Origin of the sequence: Methylobacter sp. Wu1 (assembly GCF_036553575.1) — a bacterium.
In the GTDB taxonomy this organism is placed as follows: domain Bacteria; phylum Pseudomonadota; class Gammaproteobacteria; order Methylococcales; family Methylomonadaceae; genus Methylobacter.
On the sequence record NZ_JAZHOC010000081.1, the window covers coordinates 1 to 20,116 of the forward strand.

The 20,116-nt window shown below is 54.0% G+C and carries 24 protein-coding genes; 8 read left to right on the forward strand and 16 right to left on the reverse strand.

What is annotated here, in order from left to right:
* The first annotated feature begins 395 nt into the window (after positions 1–395).
* Entirely contained in the window at positions 396–1,979 is a 1,584-nt protein-coding gene (locus V2P20_RS18925) for a SagB/ThcOx family dehydrogenase (protein ID WP_331821107.1), read from the forward strand.
* Between the two features lie 116 nt (positions 1,980–2,095).
* Positions 2,096–2,563, forward strand: coding sequence for a bacterioferritin (gene bfr, locus V2P20_RS18930; protein WP_331821109.1), 468 nt, complete (start codon positions 2,096–2,098; stop codon positions 2,561–2,563).
* A gap of 39 nt (positions 2,564–2,602) precedes the next feature.
* Here the strand turns inward: bfr and V2P20_RS18935 are convergent, their stop codons facing one another.
* From V2P20_RS18935 to V2P20_RS18955, 5 genes are all read right to left on the reverse strand, one after another.
* Complete coding sequence (locus tag V2P20_RS18935) at positions 2,603–3,043, reverse strand: low affinity iron permease family protein (protein WP_331821111.1); 441 nt, start codon at positions 3,041–3,043, stop codon at positions 2,603–2,605.
* Positions 3,044–3,189: 146 nt separating this feature from the next.
* Complete coding sequence (locus V2P20_RS18940; RefSeq protein WP_331821113.1) at positions 3,190–4,077, reverse strand: DUF2608 domain-containing protein; 888 nt, start codon at positions 4,075–4,077, stop codon at positions 3,190–3,192.
* A gap of 139 nt (positions 4,078–4,216) precedes the next feature.
* Positions 4,217–4,660, reverse strand: coding sequence for a DUF4442 domain-containing protein (locus V2P20_RS18945; protein WP_331821115.1), 444 nt, complete (start codon positions 4,658–4,660; stop codon positions 4,217–4,219).
* A gap of 125 nt (positions 4,661–4,785) precedes the next feature.
* The gene (locus V2P20_RS18950; RefSeq protein ID WP_331821117.1) at positions 4,786–6,294 is read right to left on the reverse strand and encodes a phenylacetate--CoA ligase family protein; all 1,509 of its coding nucleotides are present in this window, start codon (positions 6,292–6,294) and stop codon (positions 4,786–4,788) included.
* 137 nt (positions 6,295–6,431) lie between these two features.
* The gene (locus V2P20_RS18955) at positions 6,432–6,650 is read right to left on the reverse strand and encodes a TraR/DksA C4-type zinc finger protein (protein ID WP_194968554.1); all 219 of its coding nucleotides are present in this window, start codon (positions 6,648–6,650) and stop codon (positions 6,432–6,434) included.
* A gap of 250 nt (positions 6,651–6,900) precedes the next feature.
* Between V2P20_RS18955 and V2P20_RS18960 the strand changes: the two genes are divergently transcribed.
* Entirely contained in the window at positions 6,901–7,098 is a 198-nt protein-coding gene (locus V2P20_RS18960) for a hypothetical protein (RefSeq protein WP_331821120.1), read from the forward strand.
* Positions 7,099–7,163: 65 nt separating this feature from the next.
* On the opposite strand, the gene V2P20_RS18965 is transcribed toward V2P20_RS18960, so the two are convergent.
* Complete coding sequence (locus V2P20_RS18965) at positions 7,164–8,471, reverse strand: CapA family protein (protein WP_331821122.1); 1,308 nt, start codon at positions 8,469–8,471, stop codon at positions 7,164–7,166.
* A 137-nt stretch (positions 8,472–8,608) separates the two neighbouring features.
* On the opposite strand from V2P20_RS18965, the gene V2P20_RS18970 reads away from it, so the two are divergent.
* From V2P20_RS18970 to V2P20_RS18980, 3 genes are read left to right on the forward strand one after another with little or no spacing between them, the layout of a single operon-like run.
* Positions 8,609–9,289 (forward strand): phosphoribosyltransferase, encoded by a 681-nt coding sequence (locus V2P20_RS18970; RefSeq protein WP_331821124.1) that lies wholly within the window; start codon positions 8,609–8,611, stop codon positions 9,287–9,289.
* On the forward strand, positions 9,286–9,954 hold the full coding sequence (locus V2P20_RS18975) for an alpha/beta family hydrolase (RefSeq protein WP_331821126.1): 669 nt from the start codon (positions 9,286–9,288) through the stop codon (positions 9,952–9,954). Before V2P20_RS18970 ends, V2P20_RS18975 begins: the two co-directional genes overlap by 4 nt.
* A complete protein-coding gene (locus tag V2P20_RS18980) occupies positions 9,951–10,931 on the forward strand; it encodes a ribose-phosphate pyrophosphokinase (protein WP_331821128.1) in 981 nt (326 codons plus the stop codon). The genes V2P20_RS18975 and V2P20_RS18980 overlap by 4 nt, the downstream gene beginning before the upstream one ends.
* 25 nt (positions 10,932–10,956) lie before the next feature.
* Here the strand turns inward: V2P20_RS18980 and V2P20_RS18985 are convergent, their stop codons facing one another.
* From V2P20_RS18985 to V2P20_RS19000, 4 genes are all read right to left on the reverse strand, one after another.
* Positions 10,957–11,955 (reverse strand): hypothetical protein, encoded by a 999-nt coding sequence (locus tag V2P20_RS18985; protein ID WP_331821130.1) that lies wholly within the window; start codon positions 11,953–11,955, stop codon positions 10,957–10,959.
* Between the two features lie 360 nt (positions 11,956–12,315).
* Complete coding sequence (locus V2P20_RS18990) at positions 12,316–12,657, reverse strand: hypothetical protein (protein WP_331821132.1); 342 nt, start codon at positions 12,655–12,657, stop codon at positions 12,316–12,318.
* 247 nt (positions 12,658–12,904) lie between these two features.
* Positions 12,905–13,525 carry a LysE family translocator gene (locus V2P20_RS18995; RefSeq protein ID WP_331821134.1) on the reverse strand — a complete coding sequence of 207 codons (621 nt, stop codon included), beginning with the start codon at positions 13,523–13,525 and terminating at the stop codon, positions 12,905–12,907.
* Between the two features lie 169 nt (positions 13,526–13,694).
* On the reverse strand, positions 13,695–14,228 hold the full coding sequence (locus V2P20_RS19000; RefSeq protein WP_331821136.1) for a DUF2059 domain-containing protein: 534 nt from the start codon (positions 14,226–14,228) through the stop codon (positions 13,695–13,697).
* 388 nt (positions 14,229–14,616) lie between these two features.
* Here V2P20_RS19000 and V2P20_RS19005 point away from each other — a divergent pair, with 388 nt between their 5' ends.
* On the forward strand, positions 14,617–14,967 hold the full coding sequence (locus tag V2P20_RS19005) for a KfrB domain-containing protein (RefSeq protein ID WP_331821138.1): 351 nt from the start codon (positions 14,617–14,619) through the stop codon (positions 14,965–14,967).
* 232 nt (positions 14,968–15,199) lie between these two features.
* Positions 15,200–15,637: an NUDIX hydrolase gene (locus V2P20_RS19010; RefSeq protein ID WP_331821139.1), complete on the forward strand. Its 438-nt coding sequence runs from the start codon at positions 15,200–15,202 to the stop codon at positions 15,635–15,637.
* A gap of 51 nt (positions 15,638–15,688) precedes the next feature.
* On the opposite strand, the gene V2P20_RS19015 is transcribed toward V2P20_RS19010, so the two are convergent.
* The 6 genes from V2P20_RS19015 to V2P20_RS19040 form a co-directional block, all read right to left on the reverse strand.
* Positions 15,689–15,871 (reverse strand): hypothetical protein, encoded by a 183-nt coding sequence (locus V2P20_RS19015; protein WP_194968542.1) that lies wholly within the window; start codon positions 15,869–15,871, stop codon positions 15,689–15,691.
* Between the two features lie 209 nt (positions 15,872–16,080).
* Positions 16,081–16,656, reverse strand: a complete 576-nt coding sequence (locus V2P20_RS19020) for a nitrogen fixation protein NifQ (RefSeq protein WP_331821141.1) — start codon at positions 16,654–16,656, stop codon at positions 16,081–16,083.
* A 79-nt stretch (positions 16,657–16,735) separates the two neighbouring features.
* Positions 16,736–17,173 (reverse strand): ArsC/Spx/MgsR family protein, encoded by a 438-nt coding sequence (locus V2P20_RS19025; protein WP_331821143.1) that lies wholly within the window; start codon positions 17,171–17,173, stop codon positions 16,736–16,738.
* A gap of 13 nt (positions 17,174–17,186) precedes the next feature.
* Positions 17,187–17,465, reverse strand: coding sequence for a ferredoxin (locus tag V2P20_RS19030; protein ID WP_331821145.1), 279 nt, complete (start codon positions 17,463–17,465; stop codon positions 17,187–17,189).
* Between the two features lie 80 nt (positions 17,466–17,545).
* A complete protein-coding gene (gene nifB / locus V2P20_RS19035; protein WP_331821147.1) occupies positions 17,546–19,033 on the reverse strand; it encodes a nitrogenase cofactor biosynthesis protein NifB in 1,488 nt (495 codons plus the stop codon).
* 193 nt (positions 19,034–19,226) lie between these two features.
* Positions 19,227–20,051 (reverse strand): CheR family methyltransferase, encoded by an 825-nt coding sequence (locus V2P20_RS19040; protein WP_331821149.1) that lies wholly within the window; start codon positions 20,049–20,051, stop codon positions 19,227–19,229.
* Between the last annotated feature and the right edge of the window lie 65 nt (positions 20,052–20,116).

The following is a 20,116-nucleotide window of genomic DNA, read 5'->3' on the forward strand; positions in this document are numbered from 1 at the left end:
AAAGTATTCGTTTTTTAAAATTTTAACCACAATATATTGTGCATTTTATATTTGCATATAACAGCATATAGACGTCAAAGAGAAAAATTTTGAATACTTTCACAGTCTCGTACCCTACCCGTAGCCGGACGGGGCATGTTGCTCCGTCCGAAAGGTTTGAAGTTGATCAAGAACAGCAATTTGAATCGGCAACCGCAGAAACGTCAAGGCCGGGATTGCAAATCCCGGCCCGCTTGTGCAAGTTTACTTGTACCACAAAGGGTACTCGCACTGAAAAATAGTGGTGCGAATAAATTCACATCTACATTCGGAACCCGATTCAAATAACCATCGCGCTGGCGACATCTGATACCCATCTAAGCCCACTGCGTAACGGCAAGCAATATAACCATAATATGAATGAACAAACACAGACCGTCATCGACTACCACCACCGCACCAAGCATCATCTGGACCGCTACGCAAAAGGCCCTGAAACCCTGGACTGGGACGATCAGCCCGACCCGTTCCGACGCTTCGCCGGCTGCGAATCGATGCCGCTGCCTAAACCCGGCGCCGAGCTGCCCGTCCTGTTCAGCGAACTGGACAACCTGCAGGCCATCGCCCCCCAGGCACTGACGCTGGAATCGCTGGGCTTGCTGCTGGAACTGTCCTTCGGCCTGTCGGCCTGGAAACAGTACGGACCTGACCGCTGGGCATTGCGCTGCAATCCGTCTAGCGGCAATCTGCATCCGACTGAGGCTTATCTGATCAATACAGACCGCTCATTGATGAAGCCGGGCGTTTACCACTATGTCAGCCATGACCATCATCTGGAGCGGCGCTGCCGGTTTGCCGATGATGTGGATAATGCAGGCATTTTGATCGGATTGAGCTCGGTACACTGGCGCGAAGCCTGGAAATACGGCGAGCGGGCTTACCGCTACTGTCAGCACGATACCGGCCATGCGCTGGGCGCCCTGCGCTACGCCGCGGCGGCGCTGGGCTGGTCGGTTGAATTGCTGGCCGAATGCGCCGATGCTGACATAGCCGCATTGCTAGGGCTTGACCGTCAGGATGACTTCAAGCCGGACGAACGGGAAGCGCCCGACCTGCTCTGCCGCATACTTACGGCTTCCGGTGCAGGCACGCCGTTTGAAATCGAAGCTTTGTCGGAAGTCCTACAATCAGCCGCGTGGTCAGGCCGGGCGAGCAGCCTGAAGGCCTACCACATGTACAAATGGCCCATCATAGACGAGGTCTCCGCTGCCGCCGCCAAGCCGCGCACCGAAGAACCACTCTGGCAGGCCGCCCCGCAGCCGGTCGTCACCTTATCCAGCCGACAGACGGCAACGGCCATTATCCGCCAGCGCCGCAGCGCCCAGCATTTCGACGGCAAAACCACTCTGCCGCTGGCCGACTTCTACCGACTGCTGAGCGCTGTCATGCCGGCCCGCAAACCGCCTTTCGATCTGTGGCGCTGGCCCGCGAAAATCCATCTGTTTTTGTTTGTACACCGCATTGAAAGCCTGGCGCCGGGCATATATGCCTTGCCTCGCGATCCTGAAGCGCTTGATAAACTGCAGAACGCCACACTCGCCGATTTTGACTGGCAGCCCGTATCGGACATCCTGCCGCTTTACCAGCTCTACATGGGCGATTGCCGGCAGATCGCCAAGTCGCTGTCCTGCCACCAGGCGATCGCCAGCGACAGCGCCTTCAGCCTGGCCATGGTGGCCGAATTCGGCTTCGGCGATCAGCCCTGGATCTACCGCCGGCTGTTCTGGGAATGCGGCCTGATCGGTCAGGCGCTGTATCTGGAAGCCGAGGCGGCAGGCGTGCGCGGCACCGGCATCGGCTGTTATTTCGATGACAGCGTCCACGAAATTCTCGGCATCAAGTCTGACCGGCTCCAGAGCCTGTACCATTTCACCGTGGGCATGCCGCTGGAAGACACGCGGCTGCAGACTTTGCCGCCCTATGACCATTTGCGGGGCTAAAGAGGCGCGTTAGTATTTTGACAGGATTGGGTTTATGCGCTCTAATCTGGACTAGATGCAAAAAAGCACATCCCGCCCAGCAAATAAGCAACAATAATTAAACACAAGGTAATTCTATGAAAAGCAACAATCAAGTAGTTGACTGGCTGAATAAATTACTGGCCGGCGAATTGACCGCCATGGATCAATATTTCATTCATTCGCGCATGTATGAAAACTGGGGGTTCAATAAATTATACGAGCGCATCAATCATGAAATGCAGGACGAGACAGGCCATGCCGATGCGCTGATCAAGCGCATCCTGTTTCTTGAGGGCGTACCGAACCTGTCGGTCCGAAATCCTCTGGCTGTCGGCAGCACGGTTCCTGACATGCTGAAAAACGATCTCGCGCTGGAAATGCAGGTGATCAGCGCGTTAAAGGAAGCCATCGCCTATTGCGAGTCGGTCAATGACTACGTCACGCGCGAGATTCTGGAAGGCATGCTGGAGGATACTGAGGACGACCATACCCATTGGCTGGAAAAGCAACTGGGCCTGATCGATAGAATCGGCTTGCAAAATTATCTGCAGTCGCAAATGTAGCCGTCAGTGCCGAGCCTAGCAGCCCAGCCGACGCTTCGGTCAGTGTATTCTTTTATCCGTGGCGGTTTGCTCGGGCTCTGGATTACTCGTATCCAGATGCCCTTTCTTCAACCCGCGCCTTGCCTCCTCCGCCAGTTTCTCGTAATGGTCATGGAATTCATCGAGCTGAGACTGCTCCATTTCCTCAAGGTCCAGCAATGCGTTATGAGCGCCCTGGGTGGCTCTAATCAATTCATCAAGCTTGATCTGGATGGCCTCGGTATCGCGGTTCTGCGTATTCTGAATCAGGAACACCATCAGAAACGTCACAATGGTCGTGGTTGTGTTGATGACCAACTGCCATGTATCGCTGAAATCAAATAAGGGCCCGGTGATGCCCCAGACAATAATAAGCCATACCGCTACATTAAAGGTCATCGGGCGTCCGCTGATCCGTGACGCCAGTCTGGCCATATTTGAATACCATGCTGTGTCTTTCATCGCTTGCCTCCTGTCATTATTGCCATTAAGACAAGAGGATGGGGTGAAAGTGCGGCTTTGGGCAGTTTGATGGACGAAACCCGGCTTTTCTTCGCCTCAATGCGTTGGGTTTCCGCACAGCTTCAATCCGGCCTACAGACTGTAAGCTATGGAACTGCCGCAAGCGTCCCTTTAATCAAGCTACCGTAGTTACATTGCTTTTGGCGCTCGATCTCCTGATAACGGCCTGGAAATACATTTTTCCAAAATGATGACATTTCGGACCACGCCTTCCTTGCCTCTTTCAGCTTATTAACGGGAATATCCGGCAAATCCTTCTTGATGCGAGTGTAGTGAATGCCGATATACGGGATACCTTCCGCTTGCAATGCATCCCGCATATTGTTGATATGTTTCTCTCCGTCATCGATAAAAACAATACGGTCATACTTTAGGTTTAACTTCTCAAGCAACTCAAGCAACAAAAGCCCTTTGTTCTGGCCGCTGATCATGAAGATTCCATTGTGATAGCTGACCTCACGGCGTTTGTCTGACCTGGAAGTGAAAATTATGCCGTCTGCAGATTCAGACAGTTGTCTAGGAAGAACATACCCGGCCTCAGTCCTTGTGAGTTCCCTTTCTGTCGCGCCCCTGTAAGCAGGATTTCTGGAGGTGATAAGAAGCTTGTCAAACTGAATCGAATTGAAGATTTTGTCGGCATCTGCCTGAGTCTTGGTGAGCTTCCCGGCCTCATAGCTCAGCGCGACTACATCAAACGTGCACGGCACATAGTCACTGGAATGGTCACCGGATGCTGACTGCTTTGCGACTTGATTCTGCCACTCATACCAATAATCACTACCGAAGAAGGTTTCAGATGTGAGCAGTGTATCGTCAATATCGAAGACCACCAGCGTATCTGATCTTTCCTTTGGCAAAACTGAGTTAATAAATTCCAGATCTTTTATAGGCGCTTCTGAAGGCCCAGGATAAATTCTGGATTCAATTCCGCCTTTCTGGGTAATCGCACATCCTGTTGCCAACAATGAGATCAATAGAACACATACCTGCTTACAAATCATATTTAATACTTGGAGTATTCTTGATTAAAGAGTTTTCTTAAAAACCTGACATTCGCATGGAAGATTGAGCATGAAGCCCAAGCTATGCTGGAAATCAGAAATAGAAGACGCCTCAAACTATGCCATGCGCATCCTGCGTTGCCGCGCGGGAAATAAACCACCCGACCAAGGCTGACATAACGATTGAACCAGTTGCATCAACAACTTCAACAGGAATGGAAACGGATATGCGTCCGCGAGCTGCAAGCTCTGCAGCCCAGTGGGCAACTTCTTCAGGCGGCACCTTACAGCGTGCCGATATTTGGCCCGACCCCGGCCTGAGAAATTTTGCTTCAAGCCGCCTTACAACGGGAATAAACCCCGAATAGCCTGTAAATTGTTGCGATAAGAAAGCACCGGAGCCAGCCTCGGCAACAGCCAGCATGGCGCTGGCATGCACGGTACCAAGATGGTTGGTGTACTGCGGATTGTCCGGAAGGCTGACTTGAAAGCCGCTTTCCGCTGCTGCCGATTCCAAACCGATCAGTTTATTAAACGGTAATTGTGAAACATCCATTTGTCCTATCCTTAAAGTAAAAGTAAGAAGCGATACACATCAGTGAGTGCCTTGCGATCGGCGGATTAAACGGCACGCGCATGTTTGAAAGCAATCATGGTATTGTAGGATGCAGCGCCCGCTCCTCATTGACGACGGGTATACCGATGCTTCACCCCTGCCGGGAAATAATCAGGGCTTGCAAACGTGTGCAGAGTGATTTGGGGCAATTGCCGCTCCTGCGGCGTGTAATGGGCGAATTCGCTGTTCAAGCGCAGCAACTGCGCGCGAATGGATTCGGCTATTACGGGCACCATGGTTTCGTCGGGCTCAACGTCGGGCAGCAGTTCTACGGCAATGTGCAGATAACTGTCGCCCGCTTCGGTTTCCGCTGTTTCCAGCACGAATTTACCGGTCACCCAATTCATGATCTCCGGCTGCTCCAGGCCGACCGTGACGTTTTCCGGATAAATATTGGCGCCGTAGTAGGACACGGTAAAATCGGCCCGCCCAAACACATACACAAACGGCAAATGGCGAGGCTGAAAATCTTCGTCCAGACCTAATTCGTTGAATGACCGCACGCCCTGCGCCTGCAGAAAACCCCACAACTCATCAAAATCCAGTATACCGCCCTTGTCGGCAATGTGATAGCGCACCAGGGGCACGCTATTTTCTGCTGAAAACACCAGCGTGCCTTCGTGCACTTCGAAGAAGCGCCGGGCCGGATCGTATTGCACCAGCGTCGGCAGCCGTGATTCGCCAAACAAGGTACGGGCCGCATCGGGATGGCCGGCCAGCCAGCGGCGGATAGCGATGCTGAGCGGTGTTTCATTGCCAAGCACGCCGCCATCGGCCGTGCCATATAGCGAAGCCGAATCGAAGCAGGGCGCCCCGGAGCCGATGCGCTGCCCCACCAGGCTGCGCCATTCCTCGCTGAACACCTCGCCGGCAAAAACCAGCCTGGGGTTAAAGCTGGGCCAGTGAATGCCTTCCGCGGCGCCGGCATCTATCACGTCCTTGACGAACGGCGGATAACCCAGCAGCACTGTCTGCTCGAAATGGGGCGCCAGCTCGCGCACGACCCGAAAGATTTCCGCCTTGTTGTTGCCGGGCGTCGCCACCATCAGCGGATAGCCCTTGCGCGCCAGGTGCCAGCAGCAGGACGTCGTGTACAGGCCGCCCACCCAGTTGCCCAGGGCGAAGCAGACCACCGCCAGCGTGCTGCACTCATGGGCATGGAAACTGTCGTGAAAGATCTGCTCGAAGCGCTGGGCCACAGCCAGCTCATAATCGGCAGAGCGCGGCCAGAAAGTCGGCTGTCCCGTAGAGCCGGAAGAGACCGCCACGCGGTCAGCTCCGCGAAGACTGCCGCCCAGGCAGCGCTCCGGCAGCGGATAAGCCTGCATGTAATTAGCCTTGGTCATCAGCGGCAATTTCTGAAAGTCCTGATAAGAATTAACCTCAGCGGGATTTACCTTCTGTGACTCCAGAAACTGCCGGTAAGCGGGAACCTCGGCTACGCACCGGCGGAACAGGGCCAGCGCCTTGTCTTCAGGATTGACGGCCTGATGTTCTGTCAGAAGCGCATCCAGCGGCGTCGAGATAAAATGATTGTAAGCATCAGTAGACGGAGGCATAAGCGAGTTGGACATGAAAGATACCTGAAAAAAATGTTCACATGGCAGAACGCCTGGTCGTCAACAGACTGATCAGGCGCCATCTTCAGTTCTTGAGCCGTGCCCCCGAACCGACACTTGCAGGCGTCAAGGACAAAACGCCCTGCCCGCCGTTATTTTGAATTTTTTTCCAATGCCGTCTGGCAAGGCAAACAATATTTGCAGGCGATAGCCTTTCGGCGACTTTCCGGTATCGGTTCGCCGCATTCTTCGCAATCGATAGCCGATTCGCCGGTATACATTGATTTTCGTGTTTCTTCAATAAAGAGCGTGGTCATTTGCTCCATTCGCTCCATGATGGCATCGGTGCCACCTGCCCATGCGGATGACATATTTTTCACTCGACTTGTAGGTTATGGAATTTAACAGGATTTGTTTAAGCCTATGGCTTTCCAAAGTCCTTATATTTTAACGTCATTGAATCATTTTTACCGCATTATCCGATACTTGTACAGCAAACCAATGCCGGACAGATACGCCGGTCTTTCAATTAAAGACTGACTCATTAAGCCAGCTGTCATACAAATGTCATCTGACTGCTCTATGCTGGCGGCAACCACTTAAAGAACGACAGGTATAGAGATGTTGCTGAACTGGATTAGAGAAAAAATGACCTTGCTGGGATTAAACGATCAAGAGACCGACAACGATGAGTCCGATATCGGATTCGATTTTGCGTTAAGTTTTGATATGGTTGATCAACTGTCCGGCTCCCTCATCAACGATCCGGGTATTAGAGCGTTTGCCAATGCCAACAAAGTAAAATTGTTGGAACATTGATCAGTCATCCTGCCGTCTCTCATCATGAATTTTAACGATAATGCCTCGGCAATCGGGCACAGTCATCAACAACTGACTGACAAGGCCAGACGTCGGTCTCTGTCGATCAAATCAATCTTCGTGCCCAACAATCGGCTTTCCCTGTCCAGCACCTGCTGCAGCCAGAAAGCATCTTTAGGCGTCGCGTAGTTCAACCGGAAGCGCTTGATTTGCAGAGGCGACATCATCAGGTTGACCAGTTTTCCTGTCGTCAGGTCCAGCGTTACCAAGTACATCAGCGAGAGATCGCCCCGGAATTCCTCGTGGCCTGAAATGCCCTCATAGTCGTTCAGAAAGTCGCCGCAGCCGTACAGGATCGGCTTGCCCTGGTAAACCTCAATGCCTTTGGAATGGTGCGATGAGTGTCCATGCACCACGTCCACATGGGCCAGATCTATCAGCCGATGCGCAAATTCTCTTTGCGCATTTACTATCTTGTAACCCCAGTTTCCGCCCCAGTGTATCGAGGCCACTACGCAATCGCCTTTCTGCTTGAGATCCGCGATCCGCTCGGCAATACGGCTCAGCGTGTGCTCTGAGAAATCCGGCAGCAGATTCACGCCCGGCTTATCGCGGCGGGCGCTCCACTGCAAGGGAATGCCGCTGCTGTCATCGCCGAAGCCGAATACCAGCACGCGCCCTTTCCCTGCCACCTCGATAATCGCCGGCGCTTCGGCTTCTGACAGGTTCCGGCCCGCCCCGGCGAACTTGAGGTTGGCGTCGGCCAAAGTGGTCAAGGTTTCCTTCAGCCCGTCATAGCCCCAGTCCAGGACATGGTTGTTGGCCAGCACGCAGCAGTCGATGCCCGCCGCAGTAATGCAGGGGATGTTCTTCGGATGCATCCGGTAATTGATGCCCTTGCCAGGCCAGAAGTCAGAACTGGTCGTTATCGCCGTTTCGAGATTGATGATGCGGACGTCGGGACCGGTGCGCCGGAGTTCTTCAAGCGCATCGCCCCAGATATAGTCAAAACCAACCGGTTCCGGAATGGGGCCGTTGGCCTCCTCCGCGATCTGCACATACCCTCGGGCGGAGTTCATATAAGACTCATGAATCCGCGGGTTGGAAGGATGCGGCAGCACCTGGTCGATGCCCCGGCCGGTCATCACATCGCCGCACAGAAATAACGTAACTGTCCGGTTACTGCGGGAAGTCGTCTGAGCTGAAAGGCCTTGATCGCACATCATTTCTTTCCTGCCCGGCGCCGGTCGCGCATCGGCCATGCCCAGAGCGATCGCCGTAAGCCCGGCTAATTTCAGGAAATCCCTTCGCGTTCTCGGTTTTAACTGATAATCACGCATCGCCGGCAAATAGAGATAGATTAATAGTCCCATTGACCATCATTCCATCCGAAAGCTCCGAATACCAGTTTGCAAAAATGGCTATAAGTTTTCATCGCCTGACATGGATACATAGACAAGGTATTCCGGTCATAGGAACAAACTTATGATGTGTAGATGAGGAAGCCGCCTTGAAACTGCCATTTGAAGACCGCGCCTACGCCGGGCGCCTGCTGGGACAGGCCCTGGCCAAGTATGCCAACCGACCGGACGTGATTGTCCTTGCCTTGCCCCGCGGCGGAGTCCCGGTAGGGTTCGAGGCCGCCCAGGCGATTAACGCATCGCTGGATATCATGCTGGTTCGCAAACTCGGAACGCCCGGCCATGAGGAACTGGCCATGGGCGCAATCGCCAGCGGCGGCATAACAGTGTTCAACGCTGAGCTGGTATCACGGCTTCATATCGGCCCGGAGCTCATGGAAGCCGCCGTCAAAAGAGAGCGACAAGAACTGAAACGGCGCGAGCAGACCTATCGGGGCAATCATCCGCTCCCTGTTGTCGAGAACCGCCATGTGATTCTGGTGGATGACGGTCTGGCTACGGGGGCGAGCATGCGTGCCGCTGTCGCCGCCTTGAGGCAACGCAATCCCGCATCGATCATAGTCGCCATCCCCGTAGCTCCGCCTGATACGGTAGCGATGCTGAAAGAGGAAGCCGATGAGGTGATCTGCCTGGCCATGCCGGAGCCATTTTCAGCCGTCGGCCGCTGGTACAGGGATTTTTCCCAGACCACCGATGAGGACGTCAAGTCCCTCCTCGAATCCGTCTGGTCCACGGAATTCAGTTCCGCAAACTACACGGAAAAGCCATGACTCATCCCGCATCCCCGGCGCCCATTGAAGTCAGCATGACGTTTGAAGGCATCTCCCTTGACGGCAGCCTTACCGTTCCTGAGCGCGCAAAGGGTCTGGTAGTCTTCGCTCATGGCAGCGGCAGCAGCCGGTTCAGCCGGCGCAACCGTTTCGTGGCCGAAATCCTGAACGAGGCCGGGCTTGCCACGCTGCTTTTCGATCTTTTGACTTCGGATGAGGAAGACATCGATCTGCGCACGCGCGAATTCCGTTTCGATATCGAATTGCTGACCAACCGGCTCATTGGCGTGATCGATTGGGTGAGCCAAAACCCAAAGACCGCCGAGTTTGCCGTCGGGCTGTTTGGGGCCAGCACCGGCGCGTCGGCTGCATTGGGCGCTGCCGCCGCACGGACCAGGAAAGTCGCCGCAGTCGTCTCGCGCGGCGGACGGCCTGATCTGGCGCGGCGCCATCTGGCCAAGGTGAGAGCGCCTACGCTGTTGATCGTGGGCGGAGAAGACACTGTGGTCATCGAGCTCAACCAGCAGGCAGCCAGCCATTTGCAGATCAAACATCGCCTGGAGATCGTTCCGGGCGCCACTCACCTGTTCGAGGAATCCGGTAAACTGGAACAGGTGGCGAAGCTCACCCGCGACTGGTTCCTGCGCTATCTGTCCGGCTCATGAATCTCGACGCGATGCGCCTGTTTGCACTGAGCGAAAGCCGGACACTCGGAGAAAAAATCGGAGCGGCTCTCAATATACCGCTGGCTTTGCACGAGGAACGGGACTTTGAAGACGGCGAGCACAAGACGCGCCCCTTGGAGAGCGTGCGAGGCTGTGATGTTTTCGTGATCCAGTCGCTGTACAGCGAGCCTGGAAAGAGCGTCAACGACAAGCTGTGCCGGCTGCTGTTTTTCATCGGCGCTCTGAAAGATGCCTCGGCCCGATCGGTGACCGCCGTCCTGCCCTACCTCGGTTATGCGCGCAAAGACCGGAAAACCAAGTCGCGCGATCCGGTAACGACCCGCTACGTGGCGCAGCTGCTGGAGGCCGTCGGTACCGATCGGGTGCTGACCCTCGACGTGCATAATCTTGCCGCTTTTCAAAACGCTTTCCGGTGCCCTACGGACCATCTGGAAGCCAAGGAACTGTTCGTCGGGCATTTTGCAGCACGGCTCGCCGATGCCGATGTGGTCGTCGTTTCTCCGGACGTCGGCGGCGTCAAACGTGCGGAACTGTTTCGTGAGGCGCTGAGCCAGCGTCTGAGCAAGCCGGCAGGCAGCGCCTTCATGGAAAAGCAGCGCAGCGCCGGGGTCGTCAGCGGCGAAGCGCTGGTGGGCGATGTAAAAGGCAAAACCACCATCATCATCGACGACATGATCAGCACCGGCGGCACGATCCTTCGGACCGCATACGCCTGCCGCAGGCAAGGCGCACAAAGCATCCATGCCGCCGCTTCCCACGGCATTTTCGTGGGCAATGCCGGTCAGGTCGTGGCCGATCCCACCCTGGACAGCCTGGCGGTCACCGATACGCTGCCGCCGTTCCGGCTCGATCCGGAACTCGTGCGCAGCCGGCTGACGATGCTGGACGTCGCGCCGCTATTCGCGGAGGCCATCCGGCATATTCACAACAGCAGTTCTACCGTAGAGTTCCTGTAGGCACAAATAAACTTCATCTCTGCCTTCACCCATGATGCACATACCGCTCTGCCAGATCGAGATAGGTTCGGGCAAGGCTTAGCCAGCACTGGTGATCATCAACGTCATGGTCCATGGTATGCCACACTGCGATCTTGGCGCGCAAACAGGCACGGAAAACCTTGTAAAACGCGATCAGTTCAGTGGGACAGGCATCGCGGACGGCTTTCTTGTAGTGCGCCAGAATCTGGCCGCCGATAACGGGCGCACCGATACGCTCGCATTCCAGGGCCAGGTAAGCCAATTCGTCAACGGGGTCCAGCGTTCGGAACTGCCGGTTGAACTCCAGGCAATCGATGATCACCGGTTCGGAGATCAGACAGATATGCTGCGGCCTGAGGTCGCCATGTGCATCGATGATGCGCCCGTCCCTTGCGCGCTGTTCAAGAAGGTCTCCCTGTTCCGTCAGAAATTGCCTTTGCGCCGCCATGAGCCTGTCCACCTGCATGCCGGGCAACGCATATCGGCTGTCGCTCAATTCGACCAGAGTGCTGCGGATATCCGCTTCGAAGCTGCGCCGATACTCGGCCGGGCTGATGGCTAAGGAAGGAGAAAATTGATAAAAATCAGCCAGCACCTGGCTCACCTTCCGCACATCTTCGGCCGAGACCGTCCCTTCGCGAATCGCGACATCGAGCATGCGGTCGGCGGGCAGGCGGCGCATTTGCACCAGCCAATCCACCACACATCCTTCGCCGCCCAACTTCAGGCCGCCATCGGCTTCTAGCGTGAGCGGCACGGTGCCGAGATAAACATGCTTGGCCAACCGCCGATTGAGATGCACTTCGCGCTCGCAGTTTTTGTGCCTGGCTTCCAAGGTACTGAAATCCAGGTAGTCATATCGAACGGGTTTCTTCAGCTTGTAAATCAGCCTATCGGTTAAAAAAACCCAGGACATATGAGTTTTGATGACTTCGACATGTGCAGGTCTGTCCGGATAGCTATCCGGTTGCCGGAGAAAGGCTACCTTTTCTTCGATACGCATTGCGCACGTTTCCCGCAAGCAGCGCTATTCAGTAAGCCTGATCTGAATACCATACTCTGTGTTCCGTCCCCAGTATCATTGTTACCGTTAAGGATTCGGTTAAAAATAACTTTCCGATTTGTCGATGAAATCAGCGCTTATGTAGGGGCGAATTCATTCGCCCTGGGCGACTTAAGTCGCCCCTACACAATGTTGCTCGTCAAAATTCAGGGAAGTTATTTCTCGCCTTGTCCTAAGACAAAAGGCTGGGGCGAAAGTGCGGCCTTGGCCATCCGATTGAGGAAGCTGGGCTGGAGCTTTGCGGAAACCCAGCTTAGAGCGACTAACTGGCTGGAGTGAGCTTCTTGTGGGGCAACCTGATCATGACATCTTGGAAACATGCTTCAGTGCAAAGAAGATAACCACAGCCGGCATAAGCAGCGCCATGACGCTCCATAGTCCCATTGCCAGCAAGACAATCTGGTTGAGCGCTATAAGACCTGCGTAAGTATAAACAGCCCATTTTTTCATCATCCACAAGCCGAACATGCACGCCAGTCCTATGAAAGACGAAAGGCCCAGGTATAGCAGATAGCCAAAACCTAATTGCTGCGCTACAGGTGAGAAAATCAAAGGCAATGCTATCAGTGACCCGACGAACCCGATCACACAGATGACTGTTATCGAGGTTGGGCGTTCGGCTGTTTCTGTTAGTTCGTTCACGGCGTGTTTCCTTTTTTGTTGGCATCTAACAATTTTATTCAGCCCCATGCATTAAGGAATGGTGAGAACAACACGGCGTCTCGCCCATTGGCTGAAAGTACTGCTCGGATAATGGTAAAAATGAAGCGCCTGAGTCTGTCTAAAACTCATGCTGGACTGCTAAGGCACTTTGTTCGATTATGACGGCAGCAATCCATTCCCGTCAATTATAAAGCAAGCCAGTAAAATACTGGGTTAGGCGACAGTCTCACGGGTTATTTACGGCTAATTTTACGCCAAACCCAATGAGCGCAGTGCCCGCAAGCCGAGTTGCGGCTTTGCGCGCCGATGGCAGCGACGACAGCTTGCGTGCCAGAGCGTTGCCGATGAACACGAGGCCGGCCTGATACAAGAAACTGATGATGGTAACGTGAGCCATCAGGACGCCGAGGGTGACGGACGATGCATCGGAATGCAGAAACAAAGGAAAGAAGGCCATGAAAAACAGAATGACCTTGGGGTTGGTGAGGCTGACCATGAATGCCTGTCGGAAATAGAGCCGCCCGCTCTTTTTCCGTTCTGGCACACTTGCATCGACGGAAACAGGCGACCTGAGCATTTGAATGCCCAACCAGCACAGGTAGGCGGAACCAAACCATTGCAGCGCCTCAAACGCAAACGGATGCGCATGCATCACGGCTGCCAGGCCGAGAGTAGCCCCGGCCATATATACGAAATCGCCAAGCAGGGTGCCCATAACGGCGCCGAGCCCTGCTCCGATGCCGTTGCGCGCAGTGGCATGGAGAATCGCCAGCGCGCCCGGCCCCGGGATTAGCTGAAAAACGAGAATTGCTGCAATGAAGCTCGTGTAGTTCTGAATATCAAACATGCTTCAGCCTCTAATGGTACCCAAGATAACCGGAGCCGGCCAGGGTTAAGCCTGGCCGAAGTCACGAAACAACAATCCCGCGCAAAACTGGCTTAAAATCCATAAGCCGGGTTACGATTGATGGTCAGGTCCGGAGAACCGCCACTTGGGCGAAGCACCCTACCGTATTTTATTGCTGGGGAGCCGTCTTCTTGCAGTTGCACTCGGCCGCAACAGTTTTCAACTCTTCGACATATTCCTTGTTTGCCTTTGTTAATACCGGCTGCCATGCTTTCTGATAGTCTTCAATAAACTTGCCCATTGCCTGTTTCTTGGCGGCAATATCTTTTTTACCTAAATCGGATGTATGGAACTCAATAAGCTTGTCCAGTTCTTCTTCCGTAAAGTTTGGGCCGTAGTACCCCACCCATACATCTACAATTTTTTGGTCGGACCAGGGAATTACCAATTTCTTTGTATAGTTTGCATAAGCATTGGCGAGTCGTTTCTTGAATTCTTCATTAGGATTCAGCTGAGCCAGTACTTGATCCAGAGTCTGCTGCCCCATTTTCTCTGTTTGAGTCTTCACTGCTTGAATCTGTGTAGTCCACGTTTCAGTCAGCCCGGTCGCATCCATTAAAGTCTTGACTTTATCCGCTTTTGAATCGGCTAAGGCAGTAAATGGCATTAAAGCCGCCAGCAATATTATTAACTTTTGTCTCATGGTTTTCCTTTTATTTTTATTGTTTAACGCAATATATGGCGTCGTATTTTCGACAATCCGTTCTATGTAGTACGCAACTACAACAAATACATGATAGCTTATGTTATTTAGATTTTATATATGCAGCAGCCAAGCGGGCCGGGCTGGAGCTTTGTGGAAACCCAACATATCGGAGTGATGAATTGCCGTGTTTATCAACCCGGCCTACCAAGCTGATCGTTATAGAAAGTAGGGTACGCATTGCGTACCATTTTCGAAATGTTCAGGTAAATGAAACGCTTACTTAAGCAGAAAAGCTCAGCTGGGGCTTTGCGGAAACTCAGCTTGGGTAATTTTGAGAAGCCGGAGGTATCGACCCGGCCTACCGTACTGAAAGGGAAATATGGATATGAAAAGATTGAAACCGCTGGTTGATGAAGAAAAGAAGCAACGCTTGATTGTGATGAACGGATGTAGGTTATTGCAGAATGAAATGAGCGACGGCCAGTGGAAAAATGAAAAGGTTGATAAAGCCAGAGGTATCAAGCCGGGAATCTATAAGCTGTATCTGGCCATTAAGGCTGACAAGGCAAAGGCGTTTAGCGGGATTATTGTTCATGTAGACGATCAAGGCGTCTATCAGCAGATCGGCAAGGAAATTATTGTTAAGCATGACCGCGCAGCCTTCTTCATCAGAGCGCCTGATATTGGACAGGTCGAGACCATAAGTTATGACAACCAGGGTAAAGCCTCAGTCTGATCGATAGAGCCCGGCATGTCGGAGCGGCGAATTGCCGGGTTTATCAATCCGGACTGCCGTGCTCCGCTTAATGGAAAGTCCACTCCTTGTAACCAGAGGCATAGCCGAAACCAATAGCTCTTGATGCCACAAGATTTATACCCTGGCTTCGAATACTTTATACTCAACATTTTCCTCAACGGCCCAATCAAGGCGAGCCGTGATTCATCACCACTTACTACCAGGAGCCATTATGTACAAACCCGTCACGCCGCTGCTCGCCGCCGATACCTTGATCGAACTGATCGATCTGCCCGGCCGGCCGTTTGTTTTGATCGAGCGCGCAAATCCGCCTTACGGCTGGGCCGTGCCGGGAGGGTTTGTCGATGTCGGCGAGACGATGGAGATGGCCGCCGTGCGCGAGGCGAAGGAGGAAATCGGCCTCGATATCAGGCTGACGGCTTTGTTGGGGATCTATTCCAATCCCAAGCGAGACCCGCGCAATCATACCGTGACGGCCTGCTATATCGCCGAAGCGCATGGCATGCCTGTCGCGGCCGATGACGCCAAAAACTGCGGCATTTTTACCTTCGACAATCTTCCCGCCGAGTTAGCGTTCGATCATGCGATGGTACTGGATGATTACCGCAATTACCGTATGACCGGCCAGGTCGCGCCGTTGCGGTTGTAGGAGAAGCGCGTAACGCACCGCTTTACCGGCACGTTATGCGGTGAATGGTGGTCAAACCACCATGAAGGGATTGGGCTTGGGATTGGCCAGTACTTTCAGTATGGCCCGAATATCGGCTTCCAGAATGTTGAGCTTGGTATAAAGCTCTTCGTTGTCGTATTGTTCGTCAAACCGGAAGGATTCGACCATCGGCAGCAATTCATCCAGTTTTTTCTGTAAATTCTCTCTGTCCACTATTTTCCACTCCAAAAAAGTCAGGACGGGTTATTGATCTGGTATGGCAGGCCAAACCTGCTGTGCGAGGTTGGCTTTAAGGGTGAAAAGTCTACGATAATTACGACTTTTGTTGAAGGTCTAATTTTGGTGATGGAAATAAAGTGTGAGAGCGACTTTGCCCATTCCTTGGGCAAAGCCGCCCCCGCAATTCCCCCGCAATCTATTGTTTAATTTTCAGGACCGTAACATTTCGGGTAATCGCTGCAAACAGCGCAGGACGGCGCGCGGCAGAGATACAGCCCTTCCGCTTCGCAGAGTTGTTTATACAGGAATTTCTTCCATTTCATATCCTTGTCGTTTTTGGCGGCCAGTTCGGGAAAGTTGTAGCGTAGCATGTCGCTTAACTGGGTGCGGTTTAACAGGCCCAAATCCTGCCAAAGGTGATCGTTGCCCAGACAGCCTGCCACGATAATGCCGATGATGCAGTTGCTTTCGAAGCCGTCGGACTGACTGTAATGCTTGAGCAAATTGACCAGGTCGTCTCTTTCCAGCATGCGGCTGAAATCCGGCCGTATGCCCGAAGGCGCCAGTTCGGGTATGCGGCAGCCCGGAAAATAATGGCCGACCAGCCCGTTAAACTGCACGGGTTCCAGCCCCAGGTAATCGGGCAGGGCGCTTTTGCCCAGGCACCAGCTGGAAACCATGCAGACCAGCCATTCGTGGTTGGGCGTCGCCATCGCTTGCGATTTCAGCCGGGCATACAGGATTTCCCAGTCGTCCTGAAGTTTGAGCGCTATGGACATGATGCTAATCTCGGGCCGGTCGCGGCATGAAGGATTGAAAAAGTACCTGAGACCATAAAGCGACTCCTTGAAATTGGGGTCATTTTTCCGCTGCGCTGGATAAACAGCCGTGCGGCTCGGGTTCGGATGAACGAGGGCAGCTTTCCAGATCCGCCGCCAGGATTTCCGTCAGCCCTATCCAGTGATGAACCTTGTGCTGATCGAATCCTGCAACCCTGACATCGCCTACCTGCATTAAAGGGCGGCGGATCAATAGCGGATCTTTCAGCATTAAGGCCAGGGCCTGTTCTTCAGAGATCTGGCTGGGGTCAAGCGCGCCGCTTTTTACCGCCGGCGCGCTGTAATTAAACCACTGATGCACGGGCTCGCTGCCGAAGAAAGTTCGCAAGCGTTCCTTTTGCCAGGGCTCGGTCAATAAATTTCGCGCGATCACCTGATGGCCCGCCGCTGTCAGCATTTGCTTCTGCCGAGTGTTGTTGATGCATCCGGGTTTTTCGTAGAAGTAGACCGTAGCCACGGTTGTCGTCCTTTTAATGGGCCTGCAACTCGGCCATCGCCTCGGCCATTTTTTCCGGCGGAATGCCGGTCAAGGACCCTGGCGGATTGACCGCCTCGCCCAGCGAATTGAGTATCGCTCCTTCTATCGGGCAAATGCTGGCGCATTGATAAACCGGATAGTCACCTTCGCATTCCGTACATTTATTGCTGTTGACCCGAAAATGCGGTTTGGCTTCATAAATGGCCTTGCTGGGACACACCGGTTCGCAGGCAAAGCAGTTAACGCAGGATTCAATAATTTTTACAGCCATAAAACAAACTCCTGAATCGTAGGGTACGCATCGCGTACCTTTTAAAAATGGTACGCGATGCGTACCCTACTTTGTAATTTCTAAGCACTCGCTCTGGCTGCGTCAGGTTTTGCATCCAGCTTGCCTGCCGCCGCCATTTCCTTGTACACGGCCATGACGGCCTCCTCGATCGGCTCCATGGCATGCTCGCCGTTCGGCTGGATACCGGCCGTTTCCAGCATCTCCCAGGGCTCATAGCCGACTTTCGAACACAGCACCGCTTCGCAGCCTTCCAGCGCCCTGATCGTGCGCATCAGGGTCGATTCGGTTTCGCCGCAGGTCGTATCGCCGCCACAGTACTGATCTGCCTTGCGATGGCTAATAAAGCGCACACCCTCCGGCGAGGCTTCGTAGATCAGGAATTCCTTGGCATGACCGAAGTGCACGTTGATGAGGCCCTGCCCGCTGGTCGCCACGGCCATCAGCGCCGGACGCGTATTGAGTTTGGGCTCCTGTTTGAACTGTTCGGTCTTGGCCGCTTTCTCCAGACGCTTGCTGTCCATCTCGGCCTGTATGGCATCGTGGATGACCTTGCGTTTTTCCATGGCCGCCTGGTAGTCGATTTCCATGGTTTCGATCTTGTCCATCGTGAATTCGTCGCCGCGGTCCTCGCCGAGCAGCCCGACGGCGTCGGCACGGCACTGGCGGCAGTGGCGCATCATGTTCATGTCGCCGGAGCAGGCATCCTGAAGGTCCTGAAGCTCGTCGGGCGTAGGCCCGCGCTGCCCCATCACGCCATAGAACGTGCCGTGCTCGGCTTCAGCGATCAGCGGCATGACGTTGTGCAAAAATGCGCCCTTGGCTTTGACGACTTTACTGACTTCCGCCAGATGCTTGTCATTGACGCCCGGAATCATGACCGAGTTGACCTTGACGAGGATGCCTTTGGCAATCAGCATTTCCAGACCTTTTTGCTGCTGTTCGATCAGGATTTTTGCAGCCTTGACGCCCTTGATGCGGCGGTTGTTCCAGAAAATCCACGGGTAGATTTTCGCGCCGATTTCAGGGTCAACGCAGTTAATGGTGATCGTGACATGGTCGATGTTGTGCTTGGACAGCTCCTCGACCGCGTCGGGCAGCGCCAACCCGTTGGTGGACACGCACAGTTTGATATCGGGCGCTTCCTGACTCAGCCGGCGGAAAGTTTCGAACGTGCGTTCAGGATTGGCCAGCGGATCGCCGGGGCCGGCGATGCCGAGCACGGTCATCTGCGGAATCGTGGCGGCCACGGCCATGGTCTTTTTCACGGCCTGATCCGGCGTCAGCAGTTCGGACACTACGCCGGGGCGCGATTCGTTGGCGCAATCGTATTTACGGTTGCAGTAATGGCATTGGATGTTGCAGGCCGGCGCTACCGCCACATGCATTCTGGCGAAATAGTGATGGGCGTCTTCCGAATAACAGGGATGATTCTGTACTTTCTCCCGGATCGAGTCGGGCAATTGATTCATCTGGTCATCGGTTGAACCGCAAGAACCTGCTGAACATCCGCCTGCTTTTGGTGCATCATTGAGTACTGGCAATTCCATAATATTGGCCTCGGTAAGTTGCTGTTACTCTGGATGAATGCACAGGCCGTGCCAATATTTTATCTTACTGATTTCTATTTGTTTTTTGCTTTTGCTTATATGGAGGATGTCGCACACGCAACAGGTATGTATGAGTTTTTTGTAATTAATCGAACAACAGCCCCAAGGATTGTGATGCCTGAATGCGCCCGGCTTACCCTGCTTTGTGGTAGATGGCTAGCCCCGGCCGCCACAGACTCCACGCAGCCGGCATCTCCGGCAGCGATTCGTGCACGCCGATCACGCACAATCCTCCCGGTGACAAGTGGACATCAAGATGGCGCAGAATTTCCCGCTGCAGGTCGGTCGAAAAGTAGGTAAATGCCAGATTCCGGCAGAGGATGAGGTCGAAAGGGCCGTCCGGCAGGGTTTTGCGCAGATCCTGCATGGCCCAGCTTACCGGCCGGCGGTATTCCGGTTTGATGCAGTACTGTCCCTGCTCCGCAGTAAAGGCAAGGTCGCGCCAAAGGGAAGGCAGTTCCCTAAGACTGCTTGACGGGTAGCATCCGCGCCGGGCTCGCGCGATCTGGACCGGATCGGCGTCCGTGCCAGTCAGCGCAAACGGGACAGCCGGAGCCTGCGGCGCGATTTGCAGCGCCCAGATCAGCGCCAGCGTATACGCTTCCTCGCCAGCACCACAGCCTGCGCTCCAAATGTCGAGCCTGCGTTTATTGCGGTTTTGGCATAAGCGGATCAGTTCCGGCAATCCTTCTTGGGCGAGCGCATCGAGAACCCAACGGTCGCGGTAAAAGTGCGAGATCGTGATCCGGCAGAAACCGTCGAGCCGAAGCCACTCCTGTTCATGCGCCTCAAGATAGCGGCGGTAACCATCGAGATCGACTAACTGCAATTTCTCGATACGCCGGGTGATGCGCTTGATCACCTGCCGCCGCACTTTACGGAATCCCGACCAGCGCAGCTCCAGGCGCGGCAAGGCCCATTGCAGAAAGGCCATCCATTGATCATCTCGCTTGGTCACCGAGGAATCTGACGGCTGGCACGATTAAAGCGAGGCGCCCACATGATGTTCATTGTCGTCATTAC

Bases quoted from the DNA above. Each gene is read 5' to 3' on its own strand.
- V2P20_RS18925 (WP_331821107.1), top strand. From the start codon at position 396: ATGAATGAACAAACACAGACCGTCATCGACTACCACCACCGCACCAAG.
- bfr (WP_331821109.1), top strand. From the start codon at position 2,096: ATGAAAAGCAACAATCAAGTAGTTGACTGGCTGAATAAATTACTGGCC.
- V2P20_RS18935 (WP_331821111.1), bottom strand. From the start codon at position 3,043: ATGAAAGACACAGCATGGTATTCAAATATGGCCAGACTGGCGTCACGG.
- V2P20_RS18945 (WP_331821115.1), bottom strand. From the start codon at position 4,660: ATGGATGTTTCACAATTACCGTTTAATAAACTGATCGGTTTGGAATCG.
- V2P20_RS18950 (WP_331821117.1), bottom strand. From the start codon at position 6,294: ATGTCCAACTCGCTTATGCCTCCGTCTACTGATGCTTACAATCATTTT.
- V2P20_RS18955 (WP_194968554.1), bottom strand. From the start codon at position 6,650: ATGTCATCCGCATGGGCAGGTGGCACCGATGCCATCATGGAGCGAATG.
- V2P20_RS18960 (WP_331821120.1), top strand. From the start codon at position 6,901: ATGTTGCTGAACTGGATTAGAGAAAAAATGACCTTGCTGGGATTAAAC.
- V2P20_RS18965 (WP_331821122.1), bottom strand. From the start codon at position 8,471: ATGGGACTATTAATCTATCTCTATTTGCCGGCGATGCGTGATTATCAG.
- V2P20_RS18975 (WP_331821126.1), top strand. From the start codon at position 9,286: ATGACTCATCCCGCATCCCCGGCGCCCATTGAAGTCAGCATGACGTTT.
- V2P20_RS18980 (WP_331821128.1), top strand. From the start codon at position 9,951: ATGAATCTCGACGCGATGCGCCTGTTTGCACTGAGCGAAAGCCGGACA.
- V2P20_RS18985 (WP_331821130.1), bottom strand. From the start codon at position 11,955: ATGCGTATCGAAGAAAAGGTAGCCTTTCTCCGGCAACCGGATAGCTAT.
- V2P20_RS18995 (WP_331821134.1), bottom strand. From the start codon at position 13,525: ATGTTTGATATTCAGAACTACACGAGCTTCATTGCAGCAATTCTCGTT.
- V2P20_RS19000 (WP_331821136.1), bottom strand. From the start codon at position 14,228: ATGAGACAAAAGTTAATAATATTGCTGGCGGCTTTAATGCCATTTACT.
- V2P20_RS19005 (WP_331821138.1), top strand. From the start codon at position 14,617: ATGAAAAGATTGAAACCGCTGGTTGATGAAGAAAAGAAGCAACGCTTG.
- V2P20_RS19010 (WP_331821139.1), top strand. From the start codon at position 15,200: ATGTACAAACCCGTCACGCCGCTGCTCGCCGCCGATACCTTGATCGAA.
- V2P20_RS19020 (WP_331821141.1), bottom strand. From the start codon at position 16,656: ATGTCCATAGCGCTCAAACTTCAGGACGACTGGGAAATCCTGTATGCC.
- V2P20_RS19030 (WP_331821145.1), bottom strand. From the start codon at position 17,465: ATGGCTGTAAAAATTATTGAATCCTGCGTTAACTGCTTTGCCTGCGAA.
- nifB (WP_331821147.1), bottom strand. From the start codon at position 19,033: ATGGAATTGCCAGTACTCAATGATGCACCAAAAGCAGGCGGATGTTCA.